Annotated in this window: 17 protein-coding genes; all 17 read right to left on the bottom strand. The window is 42.1% G+C overall.

The features are described from left to right. Positions 1–10: 10 nt before the first annotated feature. The 17 genes from ftsX to flgL all read right to left on the bottom strand — a co-directional run bounded on the left by ftsX (position 11) and on the right by flgL (position 14,262). Positions 11–901, bottom strand: a complete 891-nt coding sequence (gene ftsX, locus H7F27_RS03360; RefSeq protein WP_024123007.1) for a permease-like cell division protein FtsX — start codon at positions 899–901, stop codon at positions 11–13. Continuing rightward, positions 894–1,580 (bottom strand): cell division ATP-binding protein FtsE, encoded by a 687-nt coding sequence (gene ftsE, locus H7F27_RS03355; RefSeq protein WP_010332047.1) that lies wholly within the window; start codon positions 1,578–1,580, stop codon positions 894–896. The genes ftsX and ftsE overlap by 8 nt, the downstream gene beginning before the upstream one ends. A 232-nt stretch (positions 1,581–1,812) precedes the next feature. Continuing rightward, positions 1,813–2,151 carry a cytochrome c551 gene (gene cccB / locus H7F27_RS03350; RefSeq protein ID WP_024123008.1) on the bottom strand — a complete coding sequence of 113 codons (339 nt, stop codon included), beginning with the start codon at positions 2,149–2,151 and terminating at the stop codon, positions 1,813–1,815. Positions 2,152–2,199: 48 nt separating this feature from the next. Further along, positions 2,200–3,045, bottom strand: a complete 846-nt coding sequence (locus tag H7F27_RS03345; protein WP_185848922.1) for a YitT family protein — start codon at positions 3,043–3,045, stop codon at positions 2,200–2,202. 171 nt (positions 3,046–3,216) lie between these two features. After that, a protein-coding gene (prfB, locus tag H7F27_RS03340; RefSeq protein ID WP_099043490.1) for a peptide chain release factor 2 occupies positions 3,217–4,318 on the bottom strand; the annotation gives its coding sequence in 2 pieces (ribosomal slippage) (positions 3,217–4,245 and positions 4,247–4,318; 1,101 coding nt in all). Positions 4,319–4,386: 68 nt separating this feature from the next. Continuing rightward, positions 4,387–6,912, bottom strand: a complete 2,526-nt coding sequence (secA, locus tag H7F27_RS03335; RefSeq protein WP_103671263.1) for a preprotein translocase subunit SecA — start codon at positions 6,910–6,912, stop codon at positions 4,387–4,389. A 168-nt stretch (positions 6,913–7,080) separates the two neighbouring features. Next, a complete protein-coding gene (hpf, locus tag H7F27_RS03330) occupies positions 7,081–7,650 on the bottom strand; it encodes a ribosome hibernation promotion factor (RefSeq protein WP_044159437.1) in 570 nt (189 codons plus the stop codon). A 191-nt stretch (positions 7,651–7,841) separates the two neighbouring features. Then, the gene (locus tag H7F27_RS03325; protein ID WP_024123013.1) at positions 7,842–8,219 is read right to left on the bottom strand and encodes a DUF8042 domain-containing protein; all 378 of its coding nucleotides are present in this window, start codon (positions 8,217–8,219) and stop codon (positions 7,842–7,844) included. Positions 8,220–8,228: 9 nt separating this feature from the next. Further along, positions 8,229–8,570, bottom strand: a complete 342-nt coding sequence (locus tag H7F27_RS03320; RefSeq protein WP_101859874.1) for a flagellar protein FliT — start codon at positions 8,568–8,570, stop codon at positions 8,229–8,231. After that, entirely contained in the window at positions 8,567–8,968 is a 402-nt protein-coding gene (gene fliS / locus H7F27_RS03315) for a flagellar export chaperone FliS (protein WP_185848562.1), read from the bottom strand. The genes H7F27_RS03320 and fliS overlap by 4 nt, the downstream gene beginning before the upstream one ends. 21 nt (positions 8,969–8,989) lie before the next feature. Further along, positions 8,990–10,486, bottom strand: a complete 1,497-nt coding sequence (locus tag H7F27_RS03310) for a flagellar hook-associated protein 2 (protein ID WP_101859872.1) — start codon at positions 10,484–10,486, stop codon at positions 8,990–8,992. A 17-nt stretch (positions 10,487–10,503) separates the two neighbouring features. After that, positions 10,504–10,833 (bottom strand): flagellar protein FlaG, encoded by a 330-nt coding sequence (gene flaG, locus H7F27_RS03305; RefSeq protein WP_101859871.1) that lies wholly within the window; start codon positions 10,831–10,833, stop codon positions 10,504–10,506. A 230-nt stretch (positions 10,834–11,063) separates the two neighbouring features. After that, on the bottom strand, positions 11,064–11,927 hold the full coding sequence (gene hag / locus H7F27_RS03300; protein ID WP_024123018.1) for a flagellin Hag: 864 nt from the start codon (positions 11,925–11,927) through the stop codon (positions 11,064–11,066). Positions 11,928–12,073: 146 nt separating this feature from the next. Then, a complete protein-coding gene (csrA, locus tag H7F27_RS03295) occupies positions 12,074–12,298 on the bottom strand; it encodes a carbon storage regulator CsrA (protein ID WP_095712915.1) in 225 nt (74 codons plus the stop codon). Beyond that, positions 12,292–12,723 carry a flagellar assembly protein FliW gene (gene fliW / locus H7F27_RS03290; RefSeq protein ID WP_185848561.1) on the bottom strand — a complete coding sequence of 144 codons (432 nt, stop codon included), beginning with the start codon at positions 12,721–12,723 and terminating at the stop codon, positions 12,292–12,294. The genes csrA and fliW overlap by 7 nt, the downstream gene beginning before the upstream one ends. A 20-nt stretch (positions 12,724–12,743) precedes the next feature. Beyond that, positions 12,744–13,319 carry a DUF6470 family protein gene (locus H7F27_RS03285; RefSeq protein ID WP_185848560.1) on the bottom strand — a complete coding sequence of 192 codons (576 nt, stop codon included), beginning with the start codon at positions 13,317–13,319 and terminating at the stop codon, positions 12,744–12,746. A gap of 46 nt (positions 13,320–13,365) precedes the next feature. After that, on the bottom strand, positions 13,366–14,262 hold the full coding sequence (flgL, locus tag H7F27_RS03280) for a flagellar hook-associated protein FlgL (RefSeq protein ID WP_095712912.1): 897 nt from the start codon (positions 14,260–14,262) through the stop codon (positions 13,366–13,368).

The raw sequence follows: 14,262 nt of genomic DNA, 5'->3' as shown, positions 1-14,262 counted from the left end.
TTTCTTATGTTTATACCCGCAAAAACTTGCGGATGGAAGTCAGGCTTCCCCATACTCCAATCACTGCGCCAATTGCAATTAATACAAGCGAGACTTGGAATACAAACGGATTATATGGAAGAAGAGAGACAAATGATCCTTGAACCTTCGGAACGACCCATCCGATAACATATTGATAAGTGCTCAATACAAGCGCGATCGGAATGACTGAACCGAATACGCCGAGCAGCAATCCTTCAAGGAAAAACGGCCAGCGGATAAACCAGTTCGTCGCACCAACAAGCTTCATGATTTCAATTTCTTTTCTTCTTGCAAAAATCGTAATTTTGATGGTGTTGGAAATTAAGAACATCGCCGTAAACAATAAGCCGATAATTAACGCGATTCCGATGTTGCGGGAAACGCCGACCACTTTAAACAAACGGCTGACCTCTTCTTTTCCGTAAGTAACTTTATAAACATGATCCATTTTTTCTATCTTTTTCGCGACACTTGGCGTATCATGCGGATCGGTCGTTTTCACGACAAACGCGTCATTCAGCGGGTTTTCCTGATCCTGCATCGTCAGGGATTTTCCGCTGTCTCCAAAACTGTCAACTAACTGGTCAAGCTCTTTTTCTTTAGATGAAAAAGTGACGCTTTGAATGCCGTTCAGGTCTTTTATCTCGTTCTGCAGCTTGTCCTGTGCCTTCTTATCTGCAGTCAGATCAACCAATACCTTGATTTCGACTTCTTTTTCAGCATTCGTAGCCATGTTATTCAAATTCAGCATAATCACTAAAAACACGCCGACTAAAATCAGCGTAACGGTTACTGCACTAATGGATGCAAACGTCATCCATGTGTTTCTCCCGAGAGATTTAAAACTCTCACGCAAATGGCGCCCGAGAATTTTAATCATAAGAACCATACTCCCCTCTTGACTCATCACGCACAATGATACCATCTTCGATTGCAATGACACGTTTCTTAATGGTGTTTACGATTTCTTTATTATGTGTCGCCATTACGACTGTTGTTCCGCGGTTATTAATCTCCTCCAGCGTCTTCATGACTTCCCAAGACGTATCCGGATCAAGGTTTCCCGTAGGTTCATCTGCAATGACAACATCAGGGCTGTTCACAATTGATCTGGCTATAGAGACACGCTGCTGCTCCCCGCCTGAAAGCTGGTCAGGGAATTGTCTCGCTTTATGCTTCAGCTGCACCAAATCAAGCACTTCAAGCACCCGTTTTTTAATGACAGACGGCTGTTCTCCAATTACTTCAAGGGCAAAAGCCACATTCTCAAACACAGTAAGTTTCGGGAGAAGCTTGAAGTCCTGGAAGACTACACCTATTTTACGCCGCACGAAAGGAATCTCTTTTTCTTTAACCGATGCGAGATCTTTATGATTGAGTAAAATTTGCCCTTTTGTCGGCTTTTCTTCTCTGTATATCATTTTAATAAAAGTAGATTTACCCGCTCCGCTCGGTCCGACAACATAAACAAACTCTCCGGGATGAATGGTAACTGAAATCCCGTTTAGCGCCTTTACACCGTTCGGATAGGCTTTGTATACTTCTTTCATCTCTATCATGAAATCACCTAATCTTTTATATCATTTTATGTCGCACGGTCATACTCTTCGAAAGCATTCGACAGTTTATGACCCATTCATTTGTAAAAAGATGAAAAATCTGAAAGTTTGATTTTCAACACACTTCATTATACGTCAAATTTAGACATAATACTATTACAGTTTCTTTTCATTCATCATGATTTCGGCATAAAAAAATCCTTGCCTGAATCGCGGCAAAGATTTTCTCCTCTTACTTTTTCTCTGACAGCCATTTGGCAATTGAAGCGGCTTCCTTATCATCTACAAGCCCCTTCGGCATATTGCCCCGTCCGTTTTTAATAATGCTTTCAATTTTTTCTTCGTCGTATTTGCCTCCAACCTCTTGGAGATTAGGTCCTGAGACACCTTCTAAATCCTTGCCGTGGCAGCCTACACAGCTCTGCTGATATAATTCTTCCCCTTCTGACGCAGAGGCTTCTGTTTTGCTGCCGTTGTCTGTCTTCTCTTCTTTTGCATCGTTAGAACCGCAGGCAGCCAGCAGGGCAGAAATGGCAAATACAAGCATTAGTATCGATAGTTTTGATTTCATGTTGAGAAGCACAACTCCTTTACGATCTCTTCCATATTATAACCCCGTTTAAGCGCGTTTGAAACCCTCGCCCAGCACCTCGCTTGCATCTGCTACAATCACAAAAGCAGTCTCATCAATCTGTTTGACGATTTGTTTCAATTTCGTGAATTCAGTTTGGCCAACCACACACATTAAAATCGGCCGTTCATCGTCAGTATATCCGCCGACTGCAGAAATTTTCGTAACGCCTCTGTCAATTTTTTTTAAAACAGCTTCCTTCACGGCCTGTTCCTGTTTTGTAATGATAAGCGCCATTTTAGAGCGGTTGAAGCCGACTTGGACGACATCAATGGTTTTGCTTGATACATACACCCCAAGCATGGCATACAGCCCCTGCTCTATATTAAATACGATCATCGCCGTAACAACAATCAAACCGTCAATGATCGCGAGACAGGTCCCTAATGAGAGACCTGTGTACTTATGAATGATTTGAGCCGCTAATGCCGTTCCCCCGGTTGATCCTTTGCCTAAGTACACAATGCCGATTCCAATCCCGATGCCGACGCCGCCAAAAATCGCCGCCAGAAGCTCATGATGTGTAGCAGGCTGAATGTCTCTCGTCAAAAACACGACAAAAGGCAAAAAGACAGAACCCGCGAGTGTCTTGAGTCCAAATTTACCGCCAAGCAAAATGATACCGGCTATAAATAAGGGAATATTAATGATCCACTGCACATAGGCCGCTTCAAAACCATATGACTGTAAAATGGTACTGATCCCGCTGACACCGCCTGCGGCTATTTTGTTAGGAAGCAGAAAGACATTAAAGGACACTGCTGTAATTGCTGCCCCTATCAGTATGTATACATAATCCCTTATAACCCGAAGACTTTTATTCCGTACATCCATCATTACAACCTTCCTCCGTTTCTTCCTATGCTCTCCGATAGCATTTTAATCCTTCCCCGATTAGATGTAAATAACACCCAAACACAGTGGTAATATGCTAAAGCAGCAGTGAAAGCAAGGATATGCAGGCAATAAAAAAACACACCTGTAGACACCAGGTGTGTTTCCTGCTTATGAAAGTTTAGAACGAAGGTATGCGTCAATAAATACGTCAATATCTCCGTCCATTACGGCTTGAACGTTACCCATTTCTGTATTGGTCCGATGGTCTTTTACCATGGAATACGGATGGAATACGTAAGAGCGGATTTGGCTTCCCCAGCCGATCTCTTTTTGCTCACCGCGAATTTCGTCCAGCTCGGCCTGCTGTTCTTCAATTCTGCGCTGATACAGCTTTGCCTTCAGCATTTTCATCGCTCTTTCACGGTTTTTAATTTGTGAACGTTCTGTTTGACATGTCACAACCACGTTTGTCGGCAAGTGGGTAATCCGAACAGCTGAGTCTGTTGTGTTGACGTGCTGTCCGCCTGCTCCGCTTGCACGGTACGTATCAACTTTTATATCCTCCGTACGGATATCAATATCGATCTCATCGTTGAATTCAGGCATAACTTCACAAGATACGAATGAAGTGTGGCGGCGGCCTGATGAGTCAAACGGAGAAATCCGCACGAGACGATGGACGCCTTTTTCCGCCTTGATATATCCATAAGCGTTGTGCCCTTTAATCAGTAATGTGACTGACTTAATACCGGCTTCATCACCAGGAAGGTAATCGAGCGTTTCCACTTTAAAGCCGCGGCGCTCAGCCCATCTGGTGTACATTCTGAGAAGCATAGAGCCCCAATCCTGTGACTCAGTGCCGCCCGCACCCGGATGCAGCTCCAAAATTGCGTTGTTTTTATCATACGGCTCACTGAGAAGAAGCTGAAGCTCAAACTCATTGAACTCCTTCGTTAAAGCCTTTAGCTCTTTTTCAAGCTCAAGCTGAAGATCTTGATCCGGCTCTTCTTTCAGAAGGTCATGAGTCATTTGCAGTTCTTCATGGGATTCATTCAATTTTTTATAGGAATTGACATAATCCTTTAAACCATTTGCTTCATTGATGACCGTTTGAGCTTTCTGCTGATCATTCCAGAATTCCGGATCAGCCATTTGCTCATCTAGCTCAGCAATGCGGGTCTCCTTTGATTCGAGGTCAAAGAGACCCCCTAAAGTCCGCTAAACGAGAAGCCATATTTTCGAGCTCAACTCTGATTTCTGATAATTCCATTCCATTCACCTCATTAAAAGATCCGCGGGCGCTCAAGGCGCCGCGGTCAGCAAACTTGCCCGAACGAACTATTCAGTCCGGCCGCAGCAATTTTTATATTTTTTTCCGCTTCCGCAGTGGCATGGCGCATTTCGGCCAATATCAACCACTTTACGAACCGGCGCTTTCTTTGCTTTTTTGTTTTCATCGCCTTCTTGCGGCTGATGAGCCGTGGTTTGGCCTTGTACAACCTCTTCACGCTCCAGATTATTTTCAATCTCAGCCTTCATCACAAATTTGGCAACCTCGTCCTCGATGGATTCAATCATATGCTCAAACATCGCAAAGCCTTCCATTTGATACTCACGCAGCGGATTTGTTTGCGCGTAAGCACGAAGGTGAATCCCTTGGCGAAGCTGATCCATTGCGTCGATATGATCCATCCATTTTGAATCGACGGCGCGAAGCACGATGACTTTCTCAAATTCGCGCATTTGTTCCTCGCCGAATTTTACCTCTTTGTCATTATATTTGGTCTTGATGCGATCCATAATGAGCTCAAGCATTTCATCCGGTTCTTTGCCGAAGATGTCGCTCTTTTCAAGCGCGCCTTCGTCAAGGTAAGTGGTGTTAACAAGCTCAACAAGACCGTCAAGCTTCCACTCCTCAGGAAGCTCTTCTCTTGGTGTATAGGCCGCAATTGCCCGCTCGAGAGAAGATTTGATCATATTTTCTACGATTTCACGCAGGTTTTCAGAGTCGATGACTTCGAAACGCTGCTTATAGATAACCTCACGCTGCTGGCGGAGAACATCATCATATTGGAGAAGCTGTTTACGTGAATCGAAGTTATTTCCTTCAACGCGTTTTTGAGATGATTCAACCGCGCGGGATACCATTTTGCTTTGAATCGGAGTGGAGTCATCCATACCAAAACGGTCAAGCATTGCCATTGTCCGCTCAGCACCAAATCTGCGCATCAATTCATCTTCCATAGAAAGATAAAATTGTGTGATCCCCGGATCACCCTGACGTCCTGAACGTCCTCGCAGCTGATTGTCAATCCGGCGTGATTCATGGCGTTCCGTTCCGACAACGGCTAGTCCGCCAAGCTCTTTTACTCCTTCGCCAAGCTTAATGTCTGTTCCGCGCCCCGCCATGTTTGTCGCAATCGTCACAGCGCCTTTTTGACCGGCCTCTTCAATGATTTGCGCTTCTCGCTCATGGTTTTTGGCGTTTAATACCTGATGCGGGATACCCTTGTTTTTGAGCAGCTTTGAAATCAATTCAGACGTTTCAACCGCAACTGTACCGACAAGAACGGGCTGTCCTGTCATATATCGCTGGGCAACATCTTCTGCAACGGCCTTAAACTTCCCTTCCATTGAACGGTAAATTAAATCAGGACGGTCATCACGAACAACCGGCTGGTTTGTCGGAATCGTCACAACCTGCATGTTGTAGATGTTACGGAACTCCTCTTCCTCTGTTTTAGCCGTACCCGTCATACCGGCCAGCTTTTCATACATCCGGAAGTAGTTTTGGAACGTAATCGTCGCCAAGGTCATGCTCTCATTTTGAATTTCAAGCCCTTCCTTCGCTTCGATCGCCTGGTGAAGCCCTTCGCTGTAGCGGCGGCCTTTCATTAAACGACCCGTGAAAGAGTCAACGATGACAACCTGACCGTCTTCTACTACGTAATCAACATCCTTCTGCATGGCAACGTGCGCTTTTAAGGACTGGTTGATATGGTGGTTGAGCGCCACATTTTTCACATCAAACAGGTTGTCGATGCCGAACGCTTTTTCAGCCTTTGTCATTCCTTCTTCTGTGAGCTGTACACCTTTTGTTTTCACATCATACGTATAGTCTTTTTCTGCTTTTAACGTGCGTACAAAAGCATTTGCCTGTACGTACAGTTTTGTCGATTTTGCAGCCTGTCCTGAAATGATAAGCGGTGTTCTCGCTTCATCAATCAAAATAGAGTCGACTTCATCAATTACCGCAAAATGAAGCGGACGCTGCACCATTTGCTCTTTATAAAGAACCATGTTGTCTCGCAAATAGTCGAAGCCGAGCTCGTTGTTTGTAGAATAAGTGATGTCAGCCGCATAAGCTTCCCTTTTTTCATCTTTCGACATTGAGTTCAAATTCAGTCCGACAGTTAAGCCGAGAAACTCGAAAATTTTCCCCATTTGCTCTGCGTCACGGCTCGCCAAGTATTCATTGACTGTCACGACGTGCACGCCTTTTCCAGATAAGGCATTTAAATAAACAGGCAGAGTAGATGTTAATGTTTTACCTTCCCCTGTTTTCATCTCCGCGATATTTCCGTCATGAAGAGCCACGCCCCCCATAAGCTGGACTTTAAACGGGAACATGCCGGTTACGCGGCGAGAAGCTTCCCGAACCACTGCGAATGCTTCAACAAGTAGATCATCAGTTGTCGCCCCTTTTTCAAGGCGCTCTTTAAATTCAATTGTTTTATGTTTCAGCGCATCATCTGAGAGATTTTCATAGTCTCCCCGAATCGCATCAATATCGTTAGCTATTTTTTCGTATCTATTCAGCGTACGTTTTGTTGGATCAAACATTTTATTTAAAATTCCAAGCATTTATAACGCTCCTCTATCATCACATGCCTGTTTGACAAGCATGTATAAATAATTTACTAGTCCATGTATACCTCTCATTATCATATCATACCTTCTCTTATTTCCAAAGAATTTGCAAATAAGAAAAAACAAAAACCTTCCGCGAAAATCACGGAAGGCTTCTCTTCATTATTCAGTCGGTTCAATCAGGCCATATTTCCCGTCATTTCTGCGGTACACGACGTTTGTAAGGTTTGTTTCCGCATTTGTGAAAACAAAGAAGTTATGGCCGAGCATATTCATTTGCAAGATCGCTTCTTCATTATCCATCGGCTTTAAATTAAAGCGCTTCTGACGGACGATTTCTAAGCTTTCATCTTCTTCTATTTCGTCCTGAACCGCAATATCTGTATCAGAGCCGAGGCCGTTTGCCACTGAAGATTTCGGAAGACCCTGCTCACGGAATTTGCGGTTTACCTTTGTTTTATGCTTACGGATTTGACGTTCCAGCTTGTTTGTAGCGAGATCAATTGCATTGTACATATCCTCGTTATGCACTTCAGACCGAAGCGCCAGATCTGTCATCGGAATCGTAACCTCAACCTTGGACTCCTTGTCATTGTAAAACTTCAAGTTGACGTTCACATCGGCATTTACACTATGCTCAAAATAACGCTCCAGCTTGCCGATCTTCTTCTCGACATGATCCTTTAACGCGGGTGTCACTTCAATATTTTCTCCTCTGATGTTATAGTTCATCAAAGAACGCCTCCCTTTTATTAAGGATATGTATCTATTTCCCCTTTACCCTTTACAATTCCTGCTGAAACGTAAACCTTTTGTGAAAATTCAGTGAACTTTGTCGAATTATGCCGTTTTAAGCTGATGTTTCTATGGTTACGGGAGGTATATGTATATGCTCGTAATAAGAAAAAATACCTTACACAAAGTCAATTGATCACAAAGGGCTCCATACATCGATGAATGGACAGCATCCATTTCCTATAGTGAATCAGAAAATGTCCTTTTAAGTACTCGCAGAATTCATGAGAGGGGAATGAGAAAGAAACCAATTGATCAAATTCTGCAAAAATCTCGTCAAAAGCCTTAACGCATACTTCTGCGCAACGTGTGTTCATCACGAAAAGAAGAGTTGAATGGGTTGAATCCAAATAAAAAAAGGCTTGGATCAGATCTTGGTAGATCCGATCCCCTTCTGTTTTTGATAAATTCTGTTCCGCCTCTATCAAATAGCACAGCCCTTCCTCAATTGTAAAAAGAAGATGATAATAAGCTGATAAAAGCGTATAATCCTCAATGCTCTTCAAGGCACTCACCTATTTACGCTTGTCATAATATCTGCCGTCAATCGTGATGTTGTTATAAGGATTTAAATACGTCGTATGCATCGCACGTTTTCTTTTCACCTGCTGAAGTTCTGCTGCGATTGACTGCTTCAGTCTTTCCATTTCCTTCACAATAAGCTGATCCCATGTCAAGACAAGCTTCATCTGCTTTCGCTCTTCTTCTGAAAGCGGCAGAGATATCCCCTGAATAAGTTCAGACCGTTTAGACACAAAGTCTTCAATTTGCTTTAAAAGTTCATCGCTTTCCGGTGTATTTTGTATGTGTGACAGCATACTCTCCGTCTCAGTGTATAGTTGATCTATGTTATTCATGCGATCCCGCCTGATCCGTGCCGGTCCTTTCGTTCACTTTGCATGGCTTGTTTCCAAGCATCGCGAAAATCTTTTACATAGCCCTCTACCTCAGCCAGCATGCTCGTATCATTTTTGATATTTGCCTGTACCAATCTTCGATACATATAATCGTACATCGCACCCATTGAACCGGAAAGCTCTATGTTGCGGTTAAGTGTACCATTTAATTCCTGAATGATATTTTGCGCTTTAATCAGATTTTCATTTTTACCTTCCATATCATTATTATCAATGGCCTGAGATGCAAGTTTTATAAATTTCAAACAGCCATTATACAGCATAAGGGTCAGCTCCCCGGGCGTAGCGGTATTCACTGAATTTTGCTGATAAGCTGCATAAGGATTTTGGATCGCCATGTGTCATCCTCCAAATTACATTTATTGTACAAGAAGCTGTGATAAATAGGACGCTTGTTCGTTCATTTTTTGAATCGCAGAATCCATTGCACTGAATTTTTTATAATAACGGTTTTCTACTGTGTTCAATCGGTCCTGCATATCGGTGATTTCAGTACTGATGGAACGCAAATTTTTCCCAATTAAATAGTCGCTTGCTCCCATTGTTGAATTGCCGGCTTTTGCTTCAATGCTTTTCACTGTGCTTCTCAGTGTGTCGCCGATACGTTTCATAATCCCCTTATCACTATAGGCACTGCTGTTCGTTCCGTTTGTAAATAAGGCGGCAACACTTTGCGGATCTTCTTGTATTTTTGCTTTCAGTTTGTCTTCATTAATCTCTAAATGGCCCCGCAATTGATAAGCACTTGAGGTTGTGATGCCAAATTCAGTTAATTGATAGGTTTTCCCATCCGCATTAACTTGAGTATAAAAATCAGTCCGCATTTGGTTCGTGCCGGTGCTGATGCTGGAATCATTTCTCAGCAAACCGCTTTTTGCCTTCTTCTCCCAGAGTTCTACCTCTTTATCAGACATTGCTTCTTTTTGTTCACTCGTCAGCGGAGTATAATCTCTGTATTTTTCTTCCTGAAGCTTTTCATTCAGGCTGTCAACCAATTCATTGTATTTATCTACAAACTCTTTAATTTGGTTATAAATCCCGTCTACATCAGTAGAAACAGATGTGGTAACAGGGCCTGTGGCTGCAGTTGTATTTTTGATCGAGTAGGTAACGCCATTAACCGTAAAGTTGTTTGTCAGCTTCTCCATTTCAAAACCATTAATTGTGACTTTTGCATTTGTTCCTTCTTTGTAAGCAGTGAGCTTATTTTCAGCGTCTAAAGAAAAACCAAGCTGACCGGACATAAAGTCGGATGTAGCAGAGTCTGCTGCCTGTATGCTGCCTCCTGCACCTGTTGCTTTAGAAGAAAACGCAATCGTTTCTACATACTCTGTACCGTTCCATATTTTATCTTTAAATGCTGATACTCCTAGATCTGAACTGTTAAGTTTAGAAATCACATTATCAATGGTATCGGCGCTCGTCACACTGATGTTCACTGTTTTTGCCGTTGTCTCACCAGGTGCTACAACGTTAAATGCCAAATTATAATCGCCTTGTGTGTATCCCGTATAATTATTTGCCTTATACGTTGCTGCAGTTGCCAAACTCGCTACTTCAACAGTAGAAGACGAGTTTGGCGCACTTGCGCTTCCTGTAGCAGTTAACACAGACTCATTGGAGCTGGTCACAGTTTTGCTCTGATACGTGCTCGGATATGTCAACGTATTTTTAGACATATAATCTTGTAATTCTTTTATTTTTGAGTTGACTTCACGATAGCTGTCACGCTGCCATTCTAACGTCTGTTTTTTTTGGGTCAGCTTATCAAGCGGCGCTCTTTCTGTTTGCATCAGCTTTGATACGATATCATCTATATCCATTCCTGACGCAAGACCTGTTATTCTCGTGACCATTTCAAACCACTCCTCATCTACTTTTTTTCATCTACAAATAACCCAAGAAATTCAGTCATAGCCGCATAAAAATCAAGCCACCGTTTCGGCGGAATTTCGCGGATGACTTCATTTGTAGAGTCCTCTATTACTTTTACATAGTATTCATTTAACTTCTCATGGAGCTCAAACTTCAGGTGAACTTGCGAAGGTTCCAAAAGCTTGTTCATTTCCCCTACCATTTCAGCAAGATTGGTATATGAAACTTGATGAACAGGAACCTCACTCTCATGATCTTTCTGATTATGTATTTGAGTATCATAATGATCCCAAACAGGTTTTAACGTAGTGAGTCTTTCAATGTTCAATTGATCATCCCCTATGTCCCAATCTATCGTTTATATCGACTAAGTCGAGATAAGATTACACATATTTTTGGAAAAAAACTCATCTGTTTTAGAATTCTTGTTTGGAAATACATTTATAAGATAGTGGAGAATTCGATTATTATATCACGGGTTATAGACAGCAAGGGGGAAAGATTTGGAGTTACGGATATAAAAAAAGACCCCGGCAAACGCCAAGGTCTTTTTCAAAATTAACGTAACAATTGAAGTACGTTTTGAGGCTGTTGGTTCGCTTGAGCAAGCATCGCTTGAGAAGCTTGAGAAAGAATGTTGTTCTTTGTGAACTCGCTCATTTCTTTAGCCATGTCAACGTCACGGATACGAGACTCAGCAGCTGTCAGGTTTTCACCAGAAGCGCTTAAGTTGTTGATTGTGTGCTCAAGACGGTTTTGTACCGCACCAAGTTTAGAACGTTGGTTAGAAACTTGAGTGATTGCTTCATCAATTCCGGAAAGTTGATCATCGAATGATGAAGTATCAAACTTTGTTACATCGATATCACTGATTTTTACAGTTGTTCCAAGGTCAGCCGCTTTCATGCTGTCAATATTTACTGTTAATTGCTGTCCTTTATTTGCACCAATTTGGAATGTAAGGTCTGCTGTACCGCTAGCAAAAGAACCATCTAATAGGTTTTTACCGTTGAATTGTGTACGGTCTGCAATCCCGTTCGCATCAGTTCCACCGCCAATTTCTTCTTTTAGAGCGGAGATTTCGTCTTGGATAGATTTAAGATCATCTGGTTGTTGTGTGCCTGTGTTTCCTGCTTGAACAGTAAGTTCACGCATACGTTGAAGGATTGCATGAGTTTCAGTCAATGCACCCTCAGCTGTTTGGATAAGAGAGATTCCGTCTTGAGAGTTTTTAGAAGCCATTTCAAGACCTCTGATTTGCCCTCTCATTTTTTCAGAGATCGCAAGACCTGCTGCGTCATCTCCCGCACGGTTGATACGAAGACCTGAAGAAAGTTTCTCCATGTTCTTTTGTGCTGCGCCGTTGTTTGAACCCAAACGGTTCAGTGTGTTAAGTGCTGCGATATTGTGGTTAATTCTCATTGTTTTGTTCCTCCCTGAATATGTTGTTAAGGCACGTCCTTGTGCCTTGTTTTTTTGTAACTGGCGGAGTGTTTGCGTCTCCTCCCGGCTACATCATTAATATCGGATTGTCTCTGATTTTGTTAATACAAAAATAAAAAAAATCCTCACTTTTTTTGTGAGGATAATGCGGAGATCACATCGCTGGATAACGCTGCCGCTCGATTATTTTCTTCCTGAATGGTCAAATATATTTCTTTCCTGTGAATATCAATATGCTTTGGGGCGTCAATTCCCAGCTTCACTTGGTCACCCTCAACCGCAATGACTTTCACTTCAATATCAGCACCTATTTGAATCGCTTCGTTTAATTTCCGCGATAAAACTAGCATGATTCTCCTCCAATCGGATGCTTTGTCGTATATAGGGAGTCGTGTAAAACGACTTGCTTAGCCAGCATGTTCTTGCGATTCACAATAATAGGAGCCAATAAATTAGCAGTAGTTTTTTCGAATGGCTCTTCCATGGTCAATAATGTCATGACTTCTACGTCTTCAATATTATCGATATCCAAAAGTTCAGCAGTTGATTCATCAAGGTCAAATTCATAATTCTTAAAAAAGATAAACGGACTTACAACGATGAACGCAAGATTCTCTGAAGTGACGGACTGCAGCGCCACGAATGGAGAGTCTTCTGAAAGCGGAAGAATGACAAACTGTTTTTCTTCAACAAAACCTGGAATCCCGTTTTCAAAAAGAATGATTTGTTCTTCTTTCACGTTCATTTGGCCATGGTACTTAGTATGAATGATCATTGTTCACGATCCTTTTCTTTTTACTTTTCTAGTGATTTTTTCGGGTATTCTACATCTATATTTAAATCAGGGTATTGGAGCATGTCAATCTTAACGTTTCCCGGCATATATTCAACAATCGGCTTATGCGGTTCAGCCTGAATAACAGGCTTTCGCGGCGTAATCTGAACATTAAGCTGTGACGGAGTATATTGTATTTTCACCCTTGAAAGAGAAGGAGCATAATGTTCGCCTAATTGAATTTGGTGCATCTCAGAGTTCCTCTTTGCTTGTGAAGCGATTGGGTTCCCCTTATTTTCAATTCTCATAAGCTCGTCTCCTTCTTCTGCGGTACGGGCTATCCCCTCCATTACATCCTCATGCCCTTGTTGGGCAGCTTCTTCGATTCTTTTGGATATATGCTTTCTGTCTAATTCTTCCCATGCTTGCGTCTGGTCAATCGTGAGTTTTCCCGGGGTCACCGATATTTCCATTTCCGCGCTTGGCTGTTCAATTTCCAAGTCGGCTTGCGGCTGCTCCATTTTTAAGCTGGCAGGCGTCGTTGTTAAACCAATTTTCCCTTGAACACTATGCATAATCAATCTGGGAATTTGCATCACTCTACCTCCTAAACTATAAAAAAAGCGAACTCCTGAGAGCCGCTTACTTTAAAAAGTCGATCAATGTAGGCTGAACAATTTGCGCATTTACAGCCAGAGTAGCCCTGTGCACGCTTTGCTGCGCAATAAATTCAGTTATTATTTCTTCCAGTTCTACGTCTTCATTGTCTGACAACACTTTTGTAGCTGTTTCTTCTTGAGCTGAAAGTCTTGTATTAATCAGTTCAAGACGGTTATATCTCGCTCCAATATCAGATCGTTCTGCACTCATACCGTCAGAAAATTGATCAATATCATCTAAAACGCTGTCCACATCGTCCAAAGAGCCTGAATTAAGTGCTGTCTCAAATGAATTTAGCATTTCAAACACATTTTGTCCGCTTCCAGAAGTACCGCCAAAGGCTGCCTTCGGATCTGAGTTTACCTTTAATGACATATTATCCGATATATTGACAATAACGTCAGCCGTATCAGAAATCGTATAAGTTCCGTCACCGTTGTCTTTAACTGGAGGTGTATCTGAATTAGTGCCATTGAAGATATATCTGCCGTTCACTTGTGTATTAGCAATATTTAAAAGCTGTTCTTTTAATTGTTTTACTTCTACACCAATAGCTTGCAATTCTGCTCCACCATTTGTGTCATTCTTAGCTTGAACAGCTAACTCTCTGACCTTTGACATAATGTCAATTCCTTCAGTAATGTTTGTTTCTGTGTTTTCAAGCCAAGTAAAGGCTTGAGAAGCATTACTTTGATATTGCTGAACTTGAGATAATTGCGTATTGTACTTTAAGCTTTTCATAGCTACTACTGGATCATCGGAAGCTTTTGAGATTTTTTTTCCGGAAGAAATCTGTGATTGAAGTTTATCCAGCTTTGAGTAGCTTGAACCGATATATCTCAATGAGTTTTGCTGAATCATCCCTTGTGTTACTCTCAT

The organism is Bacillus sp. PAMC26543 (assembly GCF_014250375.1).
GTDB lineage: Bacteria > Bacillota > Bacilli > Bacillales > Bacillaceae > Bacillus > Bacillus halotolerans.
The sequence above is the reverse complement of the archived record's forward strand: the minus strand, read 5'-3'. Positions and strand labels throughout refer to the sequence as shown.

Excerpts from the sequence above, each read along its gene's own strand:
- ftsX (WP_024123007.1), bottom strand. The coding sequence starts at position 901 with ATGATTAAAATTCTCGGGCGCCATTTGCGTGAGAGTTTTAAATCTCTC.
- ftsE (WP_010332047.1), bottom strand. The coding sequence starts at position 1,580 with ATGATAGAGATGAAAGAAGTATACAAAGCCTATCCGAACGGTGTAAAG.
- cccB (WP_024123008.1), bottom strand. The coding sequence starts at position 2,151 with ATGAAATCAAAACTATCGATACTAATGCTTGTATTTGCCATTTCTGCC.
- H7F27_RS03345 (WP_185848922.1), bottom strand. The coding sequence starts at position 3,045 with ATGGATGTACGGAATAAAAGTCTTCGGGTTATAAGGGATTATGTATAC.
- secA (WP_103671263.1), bottom strand. The coding sequence starts at position 6,912 with ATGCTTGGAATTTTAAATAAAATGTTTGATCCAACAAAACGTACGCTG.
- hpf (WP_044159437.1), bottom strand. The coding sequence starts at position 7,650 with ATGAACTATAACATCAGAGGAGAAAATATTGAAGTGACACCCGCGTTA.
- H7F27_RS03320 (WP_101859874.1), bottom strand. The coding sequence starts at position 8,570 with ATGAATAACATAGATCAACTATACACTGAGACGGAGAGTATGCTGTCA.
- fliS (WP_185848562.1), bottom strand. The coding sequence starts at position 8,968 with ATGGCGATCCAAAATCCTTATGCAGCTTATCAGCAAAATTCAGTGAAT.
- H7F27_RS03310 (WP_101859872.1), bottom strand. The coding sequence starts at position 10,486 with ATGGTCACGAGAATAACAGGTCTTGCGTCAGGAATGGATATAGATGAT.
- hag (WP_024123018.1), bottom strand. The coding sequence starts at position 11,927 with ATGAGAATTAACCACAATATCGCAGCACTTAACACACTGAACCGTTTG.
- csrA (WP_095712915.1), bottom strand. The coding sequence starts at position 12,298 with ATGCTAGTTTTATCGCGGAAATTAAACGAAGCGATTCAAATAGGTGCT.
- fliW (WP_185848561.1), bottom strand. The coding sequence starts at position 12,723 with ATGATCATTCATACTAAGTACCATGGCCAAATGAACGTGAAAGAAGAA.
- H7F27_RS03285 (WP_185848560.1), bottom strand. The coding sequence starts at position 13,319 with ATGCAAATTCCCAGATTGATTATGCATAGTGTTCAAGGGAAAATTGGT.
- flgL (WP_095712912.1), bottom strand. The coding sequence starts at position 14,262 with ATGAGAGTAACACAAGGGATGATTCAGCAAAACTCATTGAGATATATC.